We start from the raw sequence: 21,336 nt of genomic DNA, 5'->3' as shown, positions 1-21,336 counted from the left end.
CCTGTATGATGCTGGCAAGAAATAGGGGTGATTACTTCACATGGGCCGACCGCGCGTACCACGGCACAAGCGACTGACACAAAACCAGCGTTTTTCGATCGTGCGCAAGCGTGCCGAGGGGGTGCCAATCGAGGATTTGGCTCGTGAATTTGGCGTCACGACCCGCAGTATCTTCTACACATTGAAGGCCGATCAAAGCCGCAAGCTTGATGCGCGGGTGCGCTCTGAACTGGTGAATGTCCGGCTGACGCCTAAGGAGCTGGCGGGCTTCGATGCAGTGCTGACGCGGCATGATATCGCCAGCCGGGCGGAGGGGCTGAGGCGGTTGATCCATGCGTCAAACGATCTCTTTGTTCCCGACGATGAACTGGCCAACCAGATGCAGGGGTTATCGGCCTCGCTCAATCGCACCGGCAACAACATCAACCAAATTGCGCAGCGCCTGAACGAGGCGAAGCGCCAGGGTAAACCGCCACCCTACGGCAATTCTGCCCATGGTCAGGTTCGTGCCTTAGCGGGGCTGATATTCGATATCGCGGATCAGGTTCAGGACATGGCGCAACGCAGACGAAGCGCTCTGTCCGGCGAGGTTGCACGCGTTCTGGGAGGCTTTGCCGATGGCTCGGAATAGCGCCGTTGCTGCCGCGCAGGAGGCGTTCTTCGATCGTGATTGGAGCCGCATTCGCGGCAGCGTCCCGCGCGCCCGTGCCAAACAGATGGCGCGCGCTGCCATGGGGCATTCTCCCGCGATCTTCAAAGCCATTCGCGATGGCGGCACGCACAACAAAACTCAGCTGCGCAACCAGCTGGAATACCTGACCACCAAGTCGAGCTTTATCATCGACAGCCGTGGCACCTATGACGGCCAAAGCGTTCTGTCAGCCAAAGAGATCGAACAGGTCACGCGTCGGTTTTCAGCGCAATGGAATGAGGGATTTCATCCAAAGCTCGGACATACCTCGCACCTCTTGATGGCCTTCCCAATTGGCACGCGCGGCGAGCATGTTGCCGAGATCACGCGCGAGATCTGCGAGCGGTTCTTTCAGGGCGAAGGCAGCCACTTTGACTACATCGCGGCAGTGCATGAGGACCGGGACCACCCGCATGCGCACATCGTTCTGAACCGGCGCAGCAAGGACGGTGAATTCTTCTTTCTGAAGGAAGGGCACCATTTCAACTACGACAGTTTTCGCGAGGCAATGGTGGCGGTGTCAGACCGCTATGGGCTGCGCCTTGAAGCGACCCGAAAGCTCGAACGTGGGGTGACGACAAAGACGCCAATCGATGCAGACCAGCGCCGCGCAGAAGCCACTGGCCAGAAGCTGACCGAGCGTGAGCGCGTCGGGCCAGAGCTTGACCGTGCCTTGGCTGAAGTCGCCCAGAACGCGCGGCTTTATCGCGGCCTGGCTGCCGAGGCCTCGCGCGAGAACCAGCATGACATTGCAGCAGCCTTGGACAAGGCCGCGACGCTTTTAGCGCAGGGCAAACCGATAGAAGCAGATGGAAAGGTATATGGCATGGCCGAAGAACAGCATTCCTTTGACGAGGTCGTGGATGCCTTTCACGACAAGATCAACCAAGCTGAACGCATTGTGGCGGACGCGCCTGTAGAGCGGCGAGCGGCCCTCGAACATGAGCTGAACGACATCTATCGCTCACTGTCGCATCTGAGCCCAATGGGATCGCAGTCCCACACCTTGCTCGAAGATGCGTCCAAAAGTGGGATCTATTCGGTAGCGAATATACGGGCCGAGGCCCAAGGAGCTTTGCAGGCTCCAGCTTTGGCAGAGCTTCTTCAGCAGGCTTTGAAAGGCACCGGCATTGCCGCGCAAGAGGTGACGCGTCGTGTCGAAATAGGCGCGGGCAACGCCGCGCTCGAGCGGCAATGGCTTGGGCAGGATTTGAAGGCGATTGCCGACAAAGAGGGCTTTGACCTGTCACGCGCCGATGAGCTCGAGAAAGCGATCGACCGCCTTGACCAGGTGCACAGCGATCTGGGCAGTGTGTTAGCCGATGCTGAAGTTCTCAAAGACAGTGGGGCGGTGGAAGCCGACTGGCAGGAAGCCATCACCGACCGGCTTCCGCCGATCACTGCTGAAATCCTGAGCCGTATGAGGGAAGACCCGACCGCAGATCCATTCCACAGCGATCTGGAGCGCGAGACCTTGAGGGCCGAACTGGAGGATCTGGCCGGTGAAGAAAACACCCCTGACTTGGCGATTGGTGATGAAACCACGCTTGAAGAACACATCGAAGACCGCCTGGAAAGGCTCTATGCGGCCAAGGCCTACCTGCAGAGCGATGCTGCTCTGGCGAACAGTGTAGCGATGGAGCATGTCCTCGACGAAATCGCCAATGAGGAAATTGATGTTCAACGCGAGCGGCATGTCGATGCCGACGCCGAAAAGGGCCTGACGCATGGGTAAGATGCGGATCGCACTCGGCGTCATGAGCTTTGCTTTTCTTGGCGCGGTGCTCGGGTATGTTCTGGCATCGGCCTTTCTGACATTCCGCTGGTTTGGGGTCGGGGCGGATATCAATTTCCTGATGTTGGCGCGCAGCTATGGGGTTCTCCGAATGACCCATCCGACCGATATGCAGATAGTTCACTTGATCGTTGGGATCAGCACTGGTGCCGGTGTTTTGCTCAGTGCGGTCTTGATGAACGATGCGCTGACCAAATTTGGGGAAACCCACTGGCAGCACATCTCCGAGATGAAGCGGAACGGCTTTTTCGGCAAGCCCGGCCACGGCTTTGTCCTCGGCAAAATGGGCAAGCCCAAGAGTCGCAAACCCTTCGTGATGTCCAAGGTGTTCCCCCATGCCCTGATCGTCGCCCCGACCGGACGCGGAAAAACGACGGGGTTCGTGATCCCGAACCTTTTGACCTATCAGGGCAGCGCGGTGGTGTTGGACGTGAAGGGAGAAAATTTCGAGGCGACGGCGCGCCATAGGGTCGCGCAGGGCGACAAGGTGTTCCGCTTTGCGCCCACTGATTGGAAGGATGGCCGCTCGCACCTCTACAATCCCTTGCTGCGAATATCGGCGCTGGAAAACGTCGACCGCCAGCAGATGGAGCTGCAACTCCTGGCCTCCCTGTTTCTGCAAGCAGATAACGACCGCGTCCAAGGGCTGCTCGACGGTGGCATCGACTTATTTGTGGCGGCAGGGCTTTTGGCATTCGAGCGAAAGCGGCCAACCTTGGGCGAGATCTACCGCATCACAGCGTCAGGCGGTGACAAACAGAAAGAGTATCGCCGCCGAGCCGACGAAGTCGTCAATCCGGCCGCCAAGCTAATCTTCATGCGCATGGCCTCGACCAACAACGACACGCTGACGTCCTACCTGTCGCTCTTGATGACATCTGGCCTCAAACAATGGTCGAACCCTGCCATCGATCGCGCAACTGCGACCTCTGACTTCGATTTCCGCGATATCCGAAAGACGCCGTTTTCGGTCTATCTTGTGGTCGAACCGCTGATGGTGAAACCCCTCGCGCCACTGATCCGCCTTTTCTTCGCAGATTTGCTGGCATCGTTGCAGGACCATGAACCCGGCAAGGACGAGCCTTGGCCTGTGATGATCATGCTCGATGAGTTCAACCGCTTGGGCAAAATGCCCATCGTTTTGGACAGTATTGAAACACTGCGATCCTACCGTGCGAACCTCGCGATCGTCACACAGACAATCCCGGCGCTGGACGAAATCTACGGCGAAAATGCCCGGCGTGCCTTGCAGGGCAACGCGGGCATCAAGCTCTATCTGACCCCCTCAGATGAAAAGACCATCGAAGAGCTCAGCAAAGCCGTTGGCAAAACTACCAAGCGCGTTGTGACCCGCTCACGGTCGGTCGGCCGCAACCCATTTGCGGGGCGCAGTATGTCTGAACGGACGGAAGAGACGCCTTTGTTACCTGAGGATGAGGCCCGTCGCATGGATCTTGATGACATCGTTCTGGTGGTCGACGCGCAAATGCCCGTGCGCGCCAAGCGGATCAAATACTATGAGGATCGGTTCTTTAAGCAGATCTTCGACAAGCAAACCGGCGATCTGCCATATCCGTCAGCTGGTGACCAGATGCGCGGGCTGCAAGGGCAGATCAAGGCGCTGGAGGCTAAGATTGGAGCGCTTGAGATGCCGAAAGCGGTTTCAGGTGACGGCTCTGGAGGTGGTGAGAAACGGCGCGATGAGATTGAAGAATTGGCGTCCGGTAGTCAAAATGCTCAGTCAGATGAACAGGCCAGTTTGGGTGATTATCAGGCCGGCACTGAAAGGGTGGAACGGTTCATGGAAGAGGCTGCTCGGAGATAACGGGCCGATTCCAGACTTTCGCTGCAGGTGCAAATTCACTTCTAGGCTAAGAATTCTTAGTTGGTTCGACGTCAAGAACGATGACGTCAAATCGCTCCCGTTGTTCCTGCGACAGCATTTCCTTCAAGGTTCGTTCCAAATCTTTTGCGTTGGAAGGTTTAGCGATTCCTGCTGGTGCCTTTGGTAGCGCTCCGGCGCTCAATCCAAACCAAAAAACCAGATAGATACCGAAGCCGTCCGCACCTGGATCATCGGCATAGTCTTGAAGTTGCTCCGTAACTGCCGTCCACAATTCAGTGTTGTAATGGCGCTTTGCTTCTATTGGCAGGTTTCTTCCAGCCCCGGTTGCAAGGAGAATGTCTGCCCTTCGCCCACCAGCTCGCTGCGCTTCTGACAAAGCCAAATCAACGGAAAAGCTTTCCAACTTTGGCCGAATGACGGTCAAGGCCTGGTCTCGGCAGACATTTTCGATTTTTGGATTTACAGCCTTCCCGTTTTTGTCGGTATTCCAATAGCCACTCCAAGCAGGAAGATCTCCTCGGCTAATCTCTTCCTGATAGCCCCTGAGGACCTCAACCATAACGGCGCGGAGGTCTGATGCGTTGATAGGGGGACCTCCGGCCAATGTCTCTTGGACCTGCTTTGTTGATGGATGATTGAAAGTGTCATCCCTTATTTGCTTCAAGTTGTTGGAAATCGCGTGGCGGAGTTCACTTTCCCAGGCTTTCAGAACAGGCAAATCACGCAGCTGAGTGAGCGTTTTTCTTGCTTCTCGATCGGCGATTTCAGCCAAGCTGTTGATTGAGTGCTGAATGGTATCTCTAGGGCCGAACATGTCGCCAGCAGGCGAGAATTCTGGTCCAAGAATTTCAACCACGGCTCCGTGATAAGAGAGTCTGTCATGTGTTCCAGCGAGTGGGAACGACTTAGTGACGGTTTCATTGACGTTTGAAAGCTCTGCCAGAGCCTTGCCGGCCTTTGCGAAGGTACTCAGAAATTGTTTTCTCCACTCGCAAGGGGAGATTGCAAATGCAACCATTGACCAGACTTGCTTATTTTCCTTTGAGACGGCGTTATCTGACATTTTCGCTTTACAGACTTTCAGAATTTCCTCGGCAGGCCACTGATGTACAGTTGCTTTGACCAATGATCTCAGAACTTTGGGAGGGAAATCATGGCGCTTGTCAAACAACTTAGACAACGCCAGGGACGCAGTTTTTGATCGTGTTTTGCCGCAGGAGAAGTCATGAACCAAATCGATGTCGATTGTATCGTCACCTTGTTTTAGCGCGATACGGGCGTCCAGCTCTCCCAGCCAAAAACTGACCAGCAAGTCGCTTGCAAGCTCGCCCTCATGATCCAGCTTGCGAAGTGCCCAGCCTTTCAACTGGCTCCGATGCTCTTCGTCTTCGCAAAAGAACCTATTCAGGAGGACCAATAAGGCGGCTTCAAGGGGTAACTTATCCAGCGCCTGAACGTTCTCTTCCTTCATGTGAATGCTTACCGCTGCTACGACGGCGGTTTCCATGCAGTTACGGCTTTGTTTCGCCCGTAAGCGCCCAAGCTCGGACACAGAGATACCGAGCCCTATTTCAGCTCGACGCATGAAACCGGCTATGATCGAGTCGGAAATTTCAGCTGTGAAATGGTTTTGGAGGTTGTCTGTCGACCACTCGCGCTTCAAGCTATCCACAAAACCGAAATAGACCATCGCTGCATGGTCGAGGTTACCTTCTCCGGACCTTAGAAGCGAGTGGCCCTTGTCCCAGTTTTCGATTCTCTTTGCTCGATCACTCTCGGCCTCCAACGCTCGCTCAGCTTTGTTTGCCGCTTGCCTACCCATGTGTTCAGGAATTTTGCAGCTCACCAAACTGGAAAGAATTACTCCCTCACCAAGATTCTCTTTGATTACGTAATAGGCGTCCCAGTAGACGGGCGCTGGACCATCCAATCTTCTGCAAACATCTGCAACGGCTGCGAGCAGTCTCTTATCGGCATCTTCGATGGGTTTCGCATCCACCAACGCAATGAAATCACTACCAAATAGCTTCGAGTAGAAGCCTCGGGCCAACGCCCGTAGACTTGCCATTGAACTCTGCTTTTCTTTCGGTTTGACCCAAGGAGAAATCAGCCCTCGAATGCACTTTTCAGATGGAGCCCGACCGGTCGCTTCCGTGAAGTTGAAATATGGCATCCATGGCCCGTCGTCCGGAGTTACCGAGTTCAAGACTTCTTTGAATAGCATAGTTTCATTGTCAGGGGCCTTGTCCAGCCATTCGGCGACCGCTTTCTTCGTCTCCCTTGAATCATTGTTCCAACGATTATGGCCAGCATTCTTCAGCCACTTCCAAAGAGTATTCGCAGTCAGTAGCTCCTGAGATCGGATCGTTGCTGATAAGATCCGGTCCAGATCATGAGAGATCCCATAGCTTTTTCTACGTTTATCGGATTTGGGTCTCCAACTTTCGACGGGCACGTCGAAGAATTCCACAATTGGATCAGCCTCCAAGCGGCGCACCAGGCGCGAAAGACGTCCAATTGTGTTGTCTTCTTCCGATATTTCGTAGTCAGTGAATATGGAAACTACGTCTGAAAAACCTAGATCCCCCGCGTCAAAGCGTGCTGCGATGTAAGCGCGTAGATTTTCTCGTCCGTTTGAGGGAGGCTCTGTGTCTAAGTCGTCAAACAGGGATCGCATTGCTGCCTGGGGCCGCGCTTCTCCGTTCATCCATGCGTCAAAAGCTCTCCAGCGCTGCCACTCGGCGCGCTTGGGGTCCAATGCTATGCTTCGCAATAGCGGCCGCAAGCTTTCCACAGGTTTGCCTGTCGTGAGGATATCGTAAACAGTAGCAAGTGAGTGACCTGGTCCGGCATTGCCGTTCAATATAGCCTTCAGGGTGGGTGCCAAGTCTTCGCCTGCCAGGGTATTTAGCGCGGTATCGCCCTCACTATGCGAACGAAAGAACGGATCATCCCTATCGAGTGAGAGGAGTAACTGTTTACGTGTTTTGGCAGAAAAGGCACCGGCGTCCCCATAGGCCACGACCGTCAAAGGGTCCTTGGCACATAGAACTGCGGCGAGATCTTGCTTGCCCAGCTTTTCCAAATGAGCAGCCAGCCAAGCATATATCCCCCGCAGTTCGGTGGGGGATTTTTGATCTGTGGAGCAGATAAGAGCCAGTACGCGAGATAAAGGAACACGCGAAATGTGCGAAGTACCTACGGCCCTCTTCGCCAGAAATCGTGCTGCAAGAAACTCGGCTACACTTCGGTGGATGGGCTCAAACTCTTCACCCTCTCCGGTAAACAAAGGCGTGTCGAGCGTCTCGTCGACAAGAGCCTTTTCTAAACCTATCTCATCGGTTCGTTGGAGTTCAGTTGCATCGATGGTGCTTGGAAGCATGGCATTTGACGACCAAAATGCACGGGCGCCCGTAACAAGTAGCAGAGCGCTAAGCTCTTCTGCTGTGCTCAGTATTTCAGAAGCAGGTTTTGCAGGTTGAAACCGACGTTCTTCATTGTTTTCGTGGCACAATTGGCTGGTTGCAGCTTCGAAGACATCATACCTAGTTTCGGGCCAATCGCCCTTTGCGGACACTACCTTTTCCAGTAGAATAAGGCTAAGTGGGTTTTCAAGGAACGCACCGGCACCCTTCTTTAATCCTTCGTCGTAGAATTGTTCAGGGCTTTCTATCCCAGTGGATGCGAGTATCGTAATCGCCTCTTCCCTCTCAAGGGGTAGCAACCTTGCAACGACGATGTCATCAGTATGCCCATACTGCTCATTGATTGCGTTTAAATCTGCGTCCTTACGCCAATCCTGTGATCGGCAGGATAAAAGCCAACCGTTTGGGCATTTTTTTTGCAGCGATATCGCAAGAAAATTGGCTTTATCTGCGGCGGAACCGTCAGAGCGATATTCGTCAAGAGCATCAAGATAAGCTCTCTCAGAGAAACAGTTTTCAGTCGGCGAATTTACCAGAGTTCTAACGTTGATCTTTTGAGAATGCGTGTCTTGAGCTTCTTGTCTCAAGACAGCAGATTTTCCCATACCAGGTTCGCCGATCAAGACCACGCGTTTGAAGCGTCGAAGGTCGCGAACAGAACGAATCAAGTGGGCGTCTTTGCTGATACCCTCAACAACGCTTACTCGGCGATCCAATGCGACTTGAGATGTTTTGGTATTCAAAAGTCGATCCACTCGAATTGTTCCATTGTCGGCCATAGCTCTACCGTTGCATGAAACCCCGTTGCAACAACCTTGTAGCGACGTTGTTCAGGCGCGATACTGGAGTGGGGAAGGACTAACGTCGTGTCCAGCACCTTCCGACGCTGCGGCGCAGCAATAGGGCGACTATCAAATGGCCGCTAAGGGCTCACTGCGTGAGGCCAACTAGCAGTAGTCATCGAATGTTTCGCCACGTTCCCAAGGCAAGCCTTGAGCTTCAGTCAGGGCCTTTTCCGCTCCGTCGCGCATAAAAAACGTGCCCTGGCTCTCATGAACAAACATTCCTTTTTCAAAGGTGATTTTTGAGATTGACCATGGTTTGATGGCGTCCTCGCCGTGTTCGCCGAGCAAGTAGATGGCATTATCTCCGCCAATCATCGCCACGTCTCCGACCTTTGTTTCTCCCCAAGGGGAAATTACTGCAACCGCCCCCTTCACCAAGCGGGATAGGTATTCTTTGAGTGGCTGTTCGGCTGCAGTGCCGGGACAAAGAGGAAATTCAGCTGGCACGCGCCAGTTGCGTTGAAGGGCTCCAACCGTCTTGGATGCGACCAGTTCTTCAACTGGTTCTTCAACCGTCGCTTGGCCCCGGCCAAAAACCCAGTCCCCAAGCCGGCCTCCTGTTGAGGCTTTTTCGGACGCTGACCAGCTAAGCATTCGCTGCCGACTGTATTCGGCTTCTGATCGCGAGACATTCCTCATCCACTCGAAATCTGCGGTGAGTGTCCCATTCTTCGGATTTCGCGGGTCAGCGAGAAATTCCTCGATGCTGCCATACAAATTCTGGATCCGCTTCGCAGTGATCGGGTTGAGGAGAATATTCTCCAGGCGCGTGACCCATCGTAGGTTTTCAGGACGGTTGTTTCGGCGGTTTGTATCGATGTGATCTACCACATGACTCTTACTCGGTTGTTCTCCATGAAATGCCGTCGCAACAATCCGATGAAGTTTATGATCCGAGATGGTCATATAGCCATCGCTTTTGCTTGGATTTCCAAACGTCCAAGTCTCATCAAGCGGTCGCTTCCTCTGATCTTGCCGTGCACGGCGAAGGACCGAACCATTATCGCGAACGCAGTAGCTTTCCCCACGATAAATACACTCAACTTCCGTGTTGAAAATTGCCAGTCCTTCCACGATCGGGCTCCTTCTATAATCTTTCAGCATATCACGCGGGACATCTTCCACCCTGAAATCGAAATGGTGTGTTGAGATCACGGCATCAAGGTTGAAAGGCGAGTTTGGCTGCTTGGCAACGCAGCATCAAGCTCGGACTCAATGTCCGTAGGGGCCGGTAGAATTGGGCTTGGGAATGATTTCGGGTGGGAGATAGGATGCTAAGGCATCGCGTATAAGTTTGAAATATGGTTGATATTAGCGGGGCAGAGATCGGATTGAACTATGAAGATGTTAGACGACGAAGACCTGCAAACACTTCAGCATGAAGTGCAGCGGTTGCTGGGTCGGTGCATGTTACGGCTACAACAGTATGAGCGGCTGATTAAAGCCATGGTGGCGCATCAAAAGGTCTCAGGACCGTTTCATGACTTGGAGCGGGCAAAGGCAACGCAGATTGACGAAGCGGCCCGCAAGACGCTCGGCACCTTGGTTGGTGATCTTCTTGGATCGTATATTGTTGCCGATGAGATCGACCCTCCCGAAATGACGACAACCAGTTCTCCAGAGAACGTCAATTGGTTCGCCATGCAGATGTCACTTGGCTTGCCGGATGCAGAGTTCGTCCGCGTTGAGAGTGATCTGAGAGAAATGGTAGTTCTAAGGAACAATTTGGTTCATCACTTTCTCGACCAGCACGACCTCTGGAGCCCGGATGGATGTCGTGCCGCGCAAGATGCATTGATCATGGCATACGATCGTATCGACCATCACTTCGGACAACTTCGTGAATGGGCCGAAGACATGGACAAAATACGGCATACGATGTCAGAATTCTTGCAGTCGAAGGAATTCGAAGAGCTATTTGTCAATGGAATTGCCCCCGACGGAAAAGTAAATTGGGAGGCCTCGGGCATTGTGAGCGCGTTGCGAGAAGCATTCGGTGCGTTAGCTGTCGGTGGGTGGGTACCTGTGGCTGCAGCTGGCAAATGGGTTGCCAAGCGTTACCCCGATCAACTGCCCGCCAAGTATGGATGCCTCAGTTGGCGACAGGTTGTGCATAACGCACCCATCTTAGAGCTTCGGTATCTTGAAATGGATGGACAGCGCACCGCTTGTTATCGTGAGAAGGATAGTTCCGCGACGCAGCAATAATTTCGCTAACGTTGCATGATAACTATGTTTTATCCCACAGTCGCTTTGAAGTCTGCATGGCTACAAGTTCGATCTTGTGATTGCAGGGTAAGTGCGGAAACCTATTCTAGACGCTTCGCTCGATCTGCCACCCTCTGAACCATCGAAACGGTCGCACCACCTGCCTGACGTATCCCAGCCCCAGCGATTTCAGCATTTGACCTTGTCCCAAACCGTGCTCGCGCCCGGGACCCCTTGGTGCCGACCAATCCCTTGGCGAAGCCGCCGGGCCCCGGAATGCTTGGCGGTCCGGCCATCATGAAATTGCCCGAGATTGAACGGACGATCAGGGGGGTGGCGATGATCATGCCGCCAGCGAGGAACATCATCATGAAGAAGGGCACCAGCGCGCCGATGTTGCTTGCGCCGGAGGGATCTCCGAGTTCAGTCATGAGCGAGCGGGACATGCCGACGACGGTGGAAAACACGCCTGCGATTACGAGGGGGTAGAGCGCGTAGGACACCGTGCTGGACAGCCAGCGGTGGAAATAGTCTTTGCTGACGTCGAACAGCGAAAGCGCGATCATGATGGGAGCGATGCCGATCATGAAGGCCAGCATGATTTTCGCGAAGATCAGGACAAGGCCGCAAAGCGCGCCGATGACGCCGAGGAGGAAAGCGCCGATCGCGCCGATCATGGCTCCGGCCATCCAATGCATGTTGTCACCGGCCGCGTTCAGATAGTCGCCAAATTCTTCGATGAGATCGTCGAAGGCTTCGGCAAAGTAGGATGCGCCTGCACCGCCGCCGCCAAGCCCGGCCACCATGCCGCCCGCGAGCTGGTCGAGCCCGCTGATGAGGGCGCTGGCTACTGCGTTGAATTGGACCCAGTTCATCGCAAAGAGGGAGATCAGCATGAGCTTGAGGGCGAACCAGAAGGCGGTCCGCCCATCCATGGATTTGTACTGAAACACCATGTTGAGGAAGACGCCGATCACCGCGAGCGTCGAGGCCACAGCAATGACGCCGCCAAGCTGCCCGGCGACGTTGCCAAACGTGGTCTGGGCCGCGTCTTCCAGAAAGTTGTCGGTTGTCTCTACCATCCAGGTGACGACGCCCATCGGATCTTCCTCGGTCTGTTTAGGCGCTCGCGCCGGTGCGACGTTTCAGGAAGGCCTTCAGGATGTGTTCGCCGTCAAAATCCGGCACGACCGAGACCAGCTCCCAGCCATCCTGACCAAGGGCCGTCAGCTGCGCTTCGATTTTCGGTGGCTTGGTTTTGGCGGTATTGATCAGTTCAATTTTGTATTCAAACATGGGCTGTTTCCTTTAAATGGGCCGGATCGACCGGCAGGTAGAATTCGGTTATGCCGCGCGCGCCTTCATGGCGACCGGCCTGGATGATCACGTCGATCGAGCGAGTAATGTAGTCGTTCATGTCCTGGTAGGTCATAGGCACGTCAGTTTTCAGGGCGGCGATGGCGAGACGCTGAACCGCCAGCTGAGGTGTTTCAGCGTGCAGCGTGGTCAGTGAGCCACCATGGCCGGTGTTGATGGCCTCGAGAAATGTCATGGCCTCCTTGCCGCGTACTTCGCCTAAAACAATCCGGTCCGGCCGCATCCGCAGGGTAGAGGTCAGCAGGACATCGGCGCTGCGCGTGGCTTCGTCGCGGTCAGACATCAGCGTGACGATATTTGGCTGCGTCGGTCGCAGTTCTGCGGCTTCTTCGATCGTGATGATGCGTTCGTCTGTGGGCACAAAAGAGAGGATTTTGCGTGCTGTGACGGTCTTGCCGGTCGAAGTTCCGCCGGACACGATCATATTGAGCTTGTGGGTGACGCAGAACTTGATCGCGGCGTCGATGTCACCGGTGGCCACGACATCGCGCAGCTCAGCATTGCGCTTGCGTCTTGCACCCTCGTTGCCGCGTTCTTTGCCAAAGAGATAGGCCAGCTTGATCTGTCCCAATGGAAGGTCAGCGAAGAACCGCAGAGAAATCGCGTAACCGCCATCAACGGCCGGAGGCTGGATGACTTGCGCGCGGATCGGGCGGTCACGGTAGGTGATGCTGACCGAGACGATGGGTTTCGTTCGGCTGAGCGTGGTGTTCGCGGCCGAAGCAATCTGATTGCCCAAGTCTTTGATCTCGTTCGGCGAGAGCCGTCGATTGACGGACCGCATAAAGTGATCTCCCTGAAACTCGGCCCACAGCGTGCCGTCAGGATTGATGCAAAGCTCGATCAGCTTTGGATCGCGCGCCTCGGGGATCTTGTCCATCGAGCTTTGAAGGTAACTGGCCGCCATGATCAGAAAATCTCCAGATCACGATCGACCATCACGGTGACGCGGGCACCTTGATCGACATAGATCACGGGTGAGACGGAAAGGTATTCGCCAATCACGCTTTGCGTGCTGTCTTGCAGGTCTTCGCCAATGCCCTCGAGCACATCTGAGGTGATCTCATCTTCGGTGTTTTGGGCTGCCACAGCGGGCAGGGCTCCGATCAGCGATATCAGGGCGGCTGACCCAAACCGGGTGCCAAAACGGCTGTCGACGAAGCCGGTCGTGCCGGACCGCCCCAGTTCATCACCACCGAAGGCGCTGATTTCAACGGTCTGGTTGCTGGGCAGAATGATCCGGTCCCATGCGATGGTTACGCGTTGCTGCGCGATGTCGAGGCCGGATTGATACCTCCCGATCAGACGCGCGCCGCGCGGGATCAGGATCCGCGAGCCGTCATAGGCGTGGATATCTTCAGACACCATCGCGCGGACCTGACCGGCGAGCGAGCTGTCGATCGCTGTCTCGAGCACCGCCTGGATCATCGTGCCTTGAACGACCGTGTTTGACGGGTTCACGATCAACTGGGCTTGCGTCACCTCAGCGGGTTCAGCGCCATTGCGGACAAAGTCTGTGTCGCCATCAAGCCGCCGTTGCTGCGCGGCGGTTTCACTGTTGCCGCCTCCGGTGCCACCAAAGGCGATGATCGGGCTGGCAATGCGGGCTTGGAGTTCCTCAAGTTCGGCTTGTCGCCGCCGTTCCAGCTCCTGAAGGCGCAGTTCTTCGGCCGTGGGGCCGGTTGGTGCGGGCGTGCGAGGGGTTTCCAGGCGTGCAAGCTCTAGATCGTTCTGCAGTCGCTGGATTTGTCGCGCACGTTCTTCCAACTCTTCGCGCAAGGCGGCTTGCGTTGCTTCTGCCTCGCTGCGCAGGGCATCGATCTCTGCGCCCAAGGTATCCAGTGCCTCGAGGTCGACAGTTGGGGCTTCAGGTGCAGGTGCGTTGCGCATGGCTTCGAGCTCGCGCCGCATGGCGTCCATTTGCGCGCGCAGCTCTTCTGTTTCGCTGTCTGGTTCTGGCTCCGGTGGTGGGGAAGTGTCGATCGGTGCAGGCGTGGGCTCGAGCGCACCAAAGCCCGGTCCCGCTGCTTGGAATTCATCCGGGGAGGCGGTTTCCAGGCTGTCGGGTTCAGAACCGCCAGAGAACAACAGCAAGAGGCCGCCCAGAGCGGCGATTGCCCCAATGCCTAGGGCAATAGTGACAACGGACGGTCGCGATTTTCGGTTTTGTGGTTTACCTTCAAGCGCTTCGAGGCGCTTCTTAAGCTCAGCTGTTTCACTCATCGTGGTTTGCCTCGCTCATCTCTTGGACGCAGATCTCGTCCTCCCCAAGCCTGAGAACCCATCGATCGCTGACACCTGAAACACGGATCACGCCGTCTGGCCGCGCGAACGCATTCACGCTGCGCTCATTACCGCCGGACCAACGAAAGATCGCAGGCAGCGGCGCGTTCGCGGCAAAACGGAAGTAGGTGAAGGTGCCGTCGTCCCAAATCTCACGCGGGGTGATCTCGGACCGCGCGCTGACGCCATAGGCATGGTTTGCTGGCGCAGTGGCAGCCACACGCGGTTGTCGTGGTGCCGAATCTGGATAGGTGAAGCGAATGACGTAGAAGGTCGGTGAACTCGCCTCGGTCACGTTGAAATAATAGCTGCGTCGGTTGGTGTAGACGGTGATGTTGGTATGCGCGCCTCGCGTGACTGGCTTGATCGCAAAGGCCTGACCGCCGGGCACGCCGTCCAGAAGGAAGCCCTCGGTATCACCCGCAATGATCGAGCGGATGGTCTCGCCCTGGCCAAACTCAATGCTGGTCACATGGGTCAGGCTGGTGCGGATGCGGTAGACCTGCCCATCCTGATAGGTGGCCAGTCGGACGCGGGCATCATAGGGGCCTTGGCGCGGCTGTGTCTCTGCATGGGCGATGCCAGCAAGCTGTACGAGGAAAGCGAGGATCAGGAATAGGCGCATTGGTTACTCCAGACGATCTGAGCGGATCGCATATTCGGTGACAGTGAAGCCGAAAGGGTTCTGCCAGACATCATCGATCGACCGGCTATTCTCGGGCCGAAACTCAAACATCAGGGTTGCGGTGAAGAGCCCGTTTTGAGTGCCGCGCGGCGAGTTCAAGCGCTTGCGCAGACGCACCTGGGCACGGTTGGCGCTGATATGGGTGATCGACAAAACCTCGACCCCTAGCCGGGCATCTGTGCCATAGCTGTCCGGCGGATAGGCCTCATGACCGCTGGTCCATAAAGCACGCAACCCTGCGGCGGCCGCACCGTCCGATTGGTCCAGGACCCGCCGCACTCGCACATCATTGTCGAGCTGATTGTACGTCTCTCGATCAATCACATAGCGGTAGACCTGTGCCTCGATGATAGCGGGGCGTTCCGTGAGTGAGACCGCTTCAACCACGGCATTGGGGAGGGCCATGCCGGTTTCGCTATCAAAGGGCACGATCATGGGCGGCGGGTCCTCGTCGAACAGGGCAACAAGGGCAGCGGCGAGGCAGCCTGCCATGCCAAACGCCATGCCTGTCAGCCCCAGTTTCTGCCACATGAGCTCGCGTCGTCGTGCGCCGTAGACGAGCTCTTCTTCGATGATTTCTGCCTCGCTGCTCATGGGGTCAGTCCGTACGCAGGTCTGGCAGGGTGAAGTCCATGTAGCGGCGTTCTTCGGCTAGCGTTGCGGCATCCACCACGCCGGACTGGCCCGCGCCAACGGTCTGAATAGCTTCGAGCTCCCACATGCGCGTCATGGCAATGGCCAACTCTGCCGTGACGCGGGTGTTGTGATCGACGGCTTCTTTGAGCGTTTCCATGTTGGGGATTAGCGAAACCAACTGCTCGACCCGTTCAAGGGATTGCGCGGCCTCTTCATAGCTGTTCTCGGCGGCAGCCGACATCACCGCTCCGGTGCCCGCTTGGCTAGCGATGCGTTCCGCGCCAGGATTGCCGCTGCTGGCCATGTCGGACAGGCTGTCTTGGTCAAAACCTGCGTCCTCCAAGGCTTGCGTCATGCGTCCTTCCATCTGAGGGGCCGCATTGCCGATGAGGCCGCTGAAATCACCGCTTTGGATTTGCCGGATGGTGCCAAGGAGATCACCGAATTCCTGATCGAGCAGGCCGTCAAGGTCGCCGCCCATGGCCATTTCGATGATATCCGTCGCGCCGGTCAGGGCTGCGTAGGTCTCATTGAGTGTGTCGAGTTGCTGCTGAACCAGGTCGAGTTGTTCGAGAAGCGTGTCGAGCTGGTCAGTTTGGATTCCGAAATCCTCCAGCATCTGCTGCAGTTGGCGAATTTCCTGCGCGATGTTGCGTGTGTCGACTGTCGGAACGCCTTGGGCTGATGCAGGGGACGCAACCAACAATGCGCAGGTGGCGACGGCAGAAAGAAAGCGGATCATCGGAGTGCCTCCAGATCGAATTGCATGAAGTCCTGTTCACGCGCCTTAGCGGCCGCCATCGCCAGCTCTGCCGCGCTAAGCGGTCGGGTATGGGCGGCCTTGAGGCGCGTGCGGATTGCGATCAGCCGGGCGAGTTCGGCCCGCGCATAGGTGTTGAGCGACATGGCCGCGTGAATGTCATCTGTCTCGCCAATACGGGTGATGATGTCCTGCACCCGAAGCGCGGCCGCTTGCACGGAGACCATGGAGTAATCGCCATAGACCCCTGCACTGAGCGAGGCGAGGCTCATGGTGGAGTTGGCGAGGAGAACCGGATCGATGGTGCCGAGCGCATCAACGCCGCCGACGCGGGCAAGGTAGAGATTGTAGCGCTCGGGGATGACCTGAACGTAGTTCTGGGTCTCGGCAAATGGCGGCACGCCGCCGTAGCGCTGCACGTTGCCGGGACCGGCATTGTAGGCCGCGAGCCCGTGAATGACGTTGCCGTCAAACATGGCCAGCATCTGCGCCAGATAACGCGCGCCGCCGGTGACCTGGATGTAGGGGTTTTCGTAATAGGCCGGGTAGATCCCGAGATCCTGAGCGGTGCCGGGCATGATCTGGGTCAGGCCGAATGCTCCAACAGGGGATCGCGCGCCTATGGTGAAGCGGCTTTCTTGCCAGATCAACGCCTGCAACAGACAGCGCCATTGCTTGGGCGATAGGCCCGCCGCGCGCACGCCGGACATGTGGTGCGTTTCTTGAGCGGCGCTAATGATCAACTGTTCGATTGAGCCCGAGGCATCGCCGAACATCTGTGCCGCGCCAGGGTTTGGGTCGACCGGACTGTAGAGCGTCTCTGCGGCGCTATCAGGTGATGACCCAGTTTCTAGGCTTGCAACCAGTGCGCCTGAGTTGCCGCTGGCAAGCGTTGCGGCATCGAGTATGTCTTCCAGCGCCTTTAGTTGCTCTTGCTCGAGTTCTTCAAGCTCTTCCTCTTTGGACAGCCGATCCTGTTGCAGCGCCAGATCCTGTTCGCCCTGTTGCAGCACGCGCTCGCGCTGCAAGAACATGCCCGCATCGAATGTGGGCACGCCTTGGGCATAGGCCATTGGCGTGGCGAAGCAGACCAAGCCCGCAATGATATGCAGGCAGTGCTTACTCACTGAGACCACCGATCGGTCCGAGCAGCTCGAAATTACAGTTGCTGCGGCTGACCTCGGCAAAGGAGTTGAAGCAGTCAGCTTCCGACGGCCGGTATTCCGCGCAGGCTGTCAGGGTCAAGAGGGTGAGGGTCAGAATGCAAAGTCTACGCATCAATCTGTCTCCAAAAATCGGGGTTCTGGCGATAATCCGCGCCGACCAGTGCTTCGCCTTTTTCCATGCCGCCAAGGATCGTGAGGTAGGGCCCAAGGGCGCTAAGATCAGCGTCAATCACCACCGAGCCTTGATCATCGCGCACCAGCGCCAGACGGGAATTGCTGCCGGTGCCGAGCAATACGCTCAGCTCTTTCTCAGAAAGACCCAGCATCGTGTAGTCACTGGCCGAGGCGCGGATGTTGGGCAGCAGGAGCTGCGTAGGCACAGCCTCAACAATCGTTTTGCCGGTGCGTGTTTTCTCGAGCTGGCTTGCGTATTGGGTCATCATCACGACGACAGCGTTCTGTTTGCGTGCGGTCACAAGCCAGTTGCTGAGCCGGTCTGCGAAATATGGGTTGTCGAGCGCCTTCCAGGCCTCATCGATGATGATCAATGTCGGTTTGCGATCCTCGATCACGCGCTCCACCCGTCGAAACAGGTAGGACAGGACCGCCATGCGCTCTTTCTCGCTTTCACTGTCGAGAATGCCGGTAAGGTCGAACCCGACGACATCACCATCGAGCGAAAAAGTATCCTCAGAGCTTTGCCCGAAAATCCAACCGTAGCGGCCGTCTGCGGTCCATTCCTGGATCCGCTCGAACAGATCCCCTTCATCCGCCCCGGCCACAAAGAGGGAGGCCAAATCCTGCCAGTTGCGCAGCGCGGCATCGCTGGCTCCGGCGTTCTGGCGCACCACCTCTTGGATGCGATTAATTTGAACTGGGCTCAGCGGCTTGTCGGAGCGATGCAACAGCGTGGCCAGCCAATCCGAAAGCCAGGCTTGCCCGCGCCCATCGATTTCTGTGCGCAGAGGGTTCAGGCCGGTTGCTTCACCCGCCTTGATGGCGCTGTAGCGCCCGCCATTGGCCCGCACGGCCATTTCCATACCAGCGCGATAGTCGAAGACAAAGACGCGCGCGTCGCAGCGCCGGGCTTGAGTCATGAGGAAGGCTGACAACACCGATTTGCCGGAGCCAGGGCGGCCCAGGATCAATGTATGTCCACCGGTTGGCTCTTTTTCCGGCTGACCTGTCTCATGGTAGTTGAACAGAAAGCCCGAACGTTCAGGCGTCGGGAAGAGAGTAATCGGCTTGCCCCAAGGCACTTTGTGTCCAGGTTTGCCCAGTTGACCGCGATGAAGCGCTGCGAGGTCGGCAAAGTTGATGTTGGTGATGGCGGCCTTGCGGCTGCGCATCTGCCCATTGCCCGGATGCTGCGCGAAGTAATGGGTCCGCGCCGCAAAGCTCTCATTCACCAGATTGACGCCTTCACTGGCCGCGATGTTGCGCACTTCGGCGGCGATGGCTTCCAGCTTTTCTTCGGTCTCGGCGAAGACCGTCACCGTCATGTGATGATCGCCAAAGCTCAGCCGTTTGGATTCCAGATCGTCCAGAGCGTCGACCAGCTCTTCGGCGAGGGAAATCGCGCCGTCATCGCTGGCCTTCATCAGACGCTGTTGCCGCTTTATCCGACTGGCCATGATGTTGCTGTTGATAGGTGTGAACGATTGCGTGACCACCATGTCGACGGGCAGGTTCAACTCATCGAACATGGTGCAGTTGGTTTTGGCGGGATAGGTCTTGATTGCAAAGCTAGTGCCAAACCGCTTGCCTGCCGTCCCATCGTCGAGCGTAAAGCCTCGCCCCTGAAACGTGACGCGGGTGTTGGCTACATCTTCGGCAATGACGCCAAAGCGAGATTTTGCGAAGAGCGGTCGCTCCTGGCCAATGTTGAGCGCGCCGAGGAACCCGAGAAGCTCGCCGCTTTCGGCCCCCAGCAGATGCGGGTTCATTTCCGCAAAAGACGACAGTAGAAACCCGACGACCTCCTCGAGCTTGCGCAGTTGCTTGGCTGTCTGGTCTTTCAGCTGTGCGATGGAGGCTGAACGTTTCAGGCGCAGCCGCGCGCCGAGGGGAGGACGCTTCAACACGGTGAGCGTCAGCGTCTTGTCCCGCAGACCCGCCATCGCAATGGCCGATTGCCAGCGGGCATCCAGAGCGTGCGCAAACCCTTCCTCGCGAACCGGTGGCAAGGCAGTTTCGATCGCTTTCGAAACCTTGTGGACATAGTAACTGTATTCTGGCCCGATCTGCGCAATGATCGCCGCGAAAAGCGTGCGGATCTTCTCCAGATGCGCGTCATCGCTGGTCATGCTGTTGACGCCATCAAGACGGATGCACTGGAACAGCGCATTGCCGCGCGTGCGGATCGTCACGTCATTCACGAGGCTGACATAGGGCATCATGCTGGCCATCGGGCGCTCTTTGTGCGCCCAGTCCGGTAGCATCGCAAGATCATCCGAGGGGTTATGGAGCATAGCTGTCCCCCGAATGGATCTTGCGGTTCGGGGTGGGTGGCGTTTCCTGCAGGGCAGTGACTATCACTTCAAGAAAGGCCGGATCCCAATCCGCCGCTTTCCACAGCGCAGGATAGGCCAGCGCGGCGATGACGATCACCGGCCAGCTCTGGACCCACAGAAACAGCAACACAAACCCGAAGAGCCAGACCATGGCATACATGATTGGCAAGCCAATGAGCTTCGGTGGCCGGATCAGGCCCAGGAAGAGGCGAGTTTGCGTTGCCATGCCGAATTTACGCGCCCCAGATCGCGGTCACGATGGTCGGCGCAGCTGCGATGCCTGCGATGGCCACCAGAACCCAGAGTGCTTGGCGGAAATCCAGAATGCCAAACAGCCAGGAGAGAAACACGCCGATCAACGCCAAGGTGCCGATGACTATGCCCAAAGGGCCGGTGATCGTGTCGACGATGCCTTGCAGAAGGTTCTGCACCGGCGAAAGGTCGATGCTCTGCGCGAGTGCGGGGTTGGCAATCATTAGACTGGCCAGAGCCAGCGATAGGATCGTGCGGAATTGAATGTGCATCAGGAGGCTCCAGTCAGTCGTTCACGCACCGCCATGACGCGGCGCACGTGATTTTGGGTTTCTCGGTAGGGGGGAATGCCGCCGTGGCGCGCGACCGCGTCAGGCCCCGCGTTGTAGGCAGCAAGCGCGAGCTCAGGCGTGCCGAACTGCGCCAACATCATCAGAAGGTAGCGGGCGGATCCATCGAGGTTGGCCTGCCAGTCATTCGGATCAACGCCGAGCTGCGCGGCCGTCGCGGGCATCAACTGACCGAGGCCGATCGCGCCTGCCGAGCTGCGCGCAGTTGGTCGATAGGCGCTTTCGATCTCGATATTGGCTTGGAAGAGGGCCTGCCATTCCGTCACCGACAGACCCGCGCGACGCAACGCCGGGTGCCCGCCATAGCGATGCGCGGTGCTTTCAAGTGCTGCGAGGATTTCGGGGCGGGGAACTGCGCGGTCGGGTGCAGGAGGCGGAGCTTCAGGCTCAGGCGCTGTAAAAACGATCAGCTCTGGCGGGTTGGCACCAATCCCGTCGACGTAGCTTTGTGCAAAACCTGATTGGGGAGCTTTGGTTTCTAGCTGGCCATCGGCCCGCATGAAA

Annotated in this window: 18 protein-coding genes; 4 read left to right on the top strand and 14 right to left on the bottom strand. The window is 56.9% G+C overall.

The features are described from left to right. Window positions 1–40: 40 nt before the first annotated feature. Genes AC2FEB_RS07750 through AC2FEB_RS07740 form a run of 3 tightly spaced genes read left to right on the top strand, consistent with a single transcriptional unit; the run spans window position 41 to window position 4,311 of the window. A complete protein-coding gene (locus AC2FEB_RS07750) occupies window positions 41–631 on the top strand; it encodes a hypothetical protein (protein WP_496883950.1) in 591 nt (196 codons plus the stop codon). Then, on the top strand, window positions 618–2,426 hold the full coding sequence (locus AC2FEB_RS07745; protein WP_496883949.1) for a relaxase/mobilization nuclease domain-containing protein: 1,809 nt from the start codon (window positions 618–620) through the stop codon (window positions 2,424–2,426). The genes AC2FEB_RS07750 and AC2FEB_RS07745 overlap by 14 nt, the downstream gene beginning before the upstream one ends. Next, window positions 2,419–4,311, top strand: a complete 1,893-nt coding sequence (locus AC2FEB_RS07740) for a type IV secretory system conjugative DNA transfer family protein (RefSeq protein ID WP_496883948.1) — start codon at window positions 2,419–2,421, stop codon at window positions 4,309–4,311. The genes AC2FEB_RS07745 and AC2FEB_RS07740 overlap by 8 nt, the downstream gene beginning before the upstream one ends. 46 nt (window positions 4,312–4,357) lie before the next feature. Here AC2FEB_RS07740 and AC2FEB_RS07735 read toward each other — a convergent pair whose 3' ends face one another. Together AC2FEB_RS07735 and AC2FEB_RS07730 are read right to left on the bottom strand one after the other, a co-directional pair. Next, the gene (locus tag AC2FEB_RS07735; protein ID WP_496883947.1) at window positions 4,358–8,536 is read right to left on the bottom strand and encodes an NACHT domain-containing protein; all 4,179 of its coding nucleotides are present in this window, start codon (window positions 8,534–8,536) and stop codon (window positions 4,358–4,360) included. A gap of 168 nt (window positions 8,537–8,704) precedes the next feature. Beyond that, the gene (locus tag AC2FEB_RS07730) at window positions 8,705–9,676 is read right to left on the bottom strand and encodes an HNH endonuclease signature motif containing protein (RefSeq protein WP_496883946.1); all 972 of its coding nucleotides are present in this window, start codon (window positions 9,674–9,676) and stop codon (window positions 8,705–8,707) included. Between the two features lie 264 nt (window positions 9,677–9,940). On the opposite strand from AC2FEB_RS07730, the gene AC2FEB_RS07725 reads away from it, so the two are divergent. Next, a complete protein-coding gene (locus tag AC2FEB_RS07725; protein WP_496883945.1) occupies window positions 9,941–10,810 on the top strand; it encodes an OST-HTH/LOTUS domain-containing protein in 870 nt (289 codons plus the stop codon). Between the two features lie 101 nt (window positions 10,811–10,911). Here AC2FEB_RS07725 and AC2FEB_RS07720 read toward each other — a convergent pair whose 3' ends face one another. The 12 genes from AC2FEB_RS07720 to AC2FEB_RS07665 form a co-directional block, all read right to left on the bottom strand. Further along, window positions 10,912–11,910 (bottom strand): TrbL/VirB6 family protein, encoded by a 999-nt coding sequence (locus AC2FEB_RS07720; RefSeq protein ID WP_234170508.1) that lies wholly within the window; start codon window positions 11,908–11,910, stop codon window positions 10,912–10,914. 19 nt (window positions 11,911–11,929) lie between these two features. Further along, a complete protein-coding gene (locus tag AC2FEB_RS07715; RefSeq protein ID WP_171105361.1) occupies window positions 11,930–12,106 on the bottom strand; it encodes a DUF4177 domain-containing protein in 177 nt (58 codons plus the stop codon). Further along, window positions 12,099–13,094: an ATPase, T2SS/T4P/T4SS family gene (locus AC2FEB_RS07710; RefSeq protein WP_260063280.1), complete on the bottom strand. Its 996-nt coding sequence runs from the start codon at window positions 13,092–13,094 to the stop codon at window positions 12,099–12,101. The genes AC2FEB_RS07715 and AC2FEB_RS07710 overlap by 8 nt, the downstream gene beginning before the upstream one ends. 2 nt (window positions 13,095–13,096) lie before the next feature. After that, window positions 13,097–14,410: a TraB/TrbI/VirB10 family type IV secretion system protein gene (locus tag AC2FEB_RS07705; RefSeq protein ID WP_234170510.1), complete on the bottom strand. Its 1,314-nt coding sequence runs from the start codon at window positions 14,408–14,410 to the stop codon at window positions 13,097–13,099. Next, entirely contained in the window at window positions 14,403–15,095 is a 693-nt protein-coding gene (locus tag AC2FEB_RS07700) for a TrbG/VirB9 family P-type conjugative transfer protein (RefSeq protein ID WP_496883944.1), read from the bottom strand. Before AC2FEB_RS07700 ends, AC2FEB_RS07705 begins: the two co-directional genes overlap by 8 nt. A 3-nt stretch (window positions 15,096–15,098) precedes the next feature. Then, window positions 15,099–15,749: a VirB8 family type IV secretion system protein gene (locus AC2FEB_RS07695; protein ID WP_496883943.1), complete on the bottom strand. Its 651-nt coding sequence runs from the start codon at window positions 15,747–15,749 to the stop codon at window positions 15,099–15,101. Window positions 15,750–15,753: 4 nt separating this feature from the next. Beyond that, on the bottom strand, window positions 15,754–16,533 hold the full coding sequence (locus AC2FEB_RS07690; protein ID WP_496883942.1) for a type IV secretion system protein: 780 nt from the start codon (window positions 16,531–16,533) through the stop codon (window positions 15,754–15,756). Then, a complete protein-coding gene (locus AC2FEB_RS07685; protein WP_496883992.1) occupies window positions 16,530–17,624 on the bottom strand; it encodes a lytic transglycosylase domain-containing protein in 1,095 nt (364 codons plus the stop codon). Before AC2FEB_RS07685 ends, AC2FEB_RS07690 begins: the two co-directional genes overlap by 4 nt. A gap of 197 nt (window positions 17,625–17,821) precedes the next feature. Continuing rightward, window positions 17,822–20,188: a VirB4 family type IV secretion/conjugal transfer ATPase gene (locus AC2FEB_RS07680; RefSeq protein ID WP_496883941.1), complete on the bottom strand. Its 2,367-nt coding sequence runs from the start codon at window positions 20,186–20,188 to the stop codon at window positions 17,822–17,824. Next, on the bottom strand, window positions 20,178–20,456 hold the full coding sequence (locus AC2FEB_RS07675; RefSeq protein ID WP_496883940.1) for a VirB3 family type IV secretion system protein: 279 nt from the start codon (window positions 20,454–20,456) through the stop codon (window positions 20,178–20,180). Before AC2FEB_RS07675 ends, AC2FEB_RS07680 begins: the two co-directional genes overlap by 11 nt. A 7-nt stretch (window positions 20,457–20,463) precedes the next feature. Then, window positions 20,464–20,754: a TrbC/VirB2 family type IV secretion system protein gene (locus AC2FEB_RS07670; RefSeq protein ID WP_114885057.1), complete on the bottom strand. Its 291-nt coding sequence runs from the start codon at window positions 20,752–20,754 to the stop codon at window positions 20,464–20,466. Then, window positions 20,754–21,332, bottom strand: coding sequence for a lytic transglycosylase domain-containing protein (locus AC2FEB_RS07665; RefSeq protein WP_234170516.1), 579 nt, complete (start codon window positions 21,330–21,332; stop codon window positions 20,754–20,756). The genes AC2FEB_RS07670 and AC2FEB_RS07665 overlap by 1 nt, the downstream gene beginning before the upstream one ends. Between the last annotated feature and the right edge of the window lie 4 nt (window positions 21,333–21,336).

The organism is Ruegeria sp. YTSC106 (genome assembly GCF_059609765.1).
Note: the sequence above shows the minus strand (reverse complement) of the source record. Positions and strands in the feature narration are given on the sequence as shown.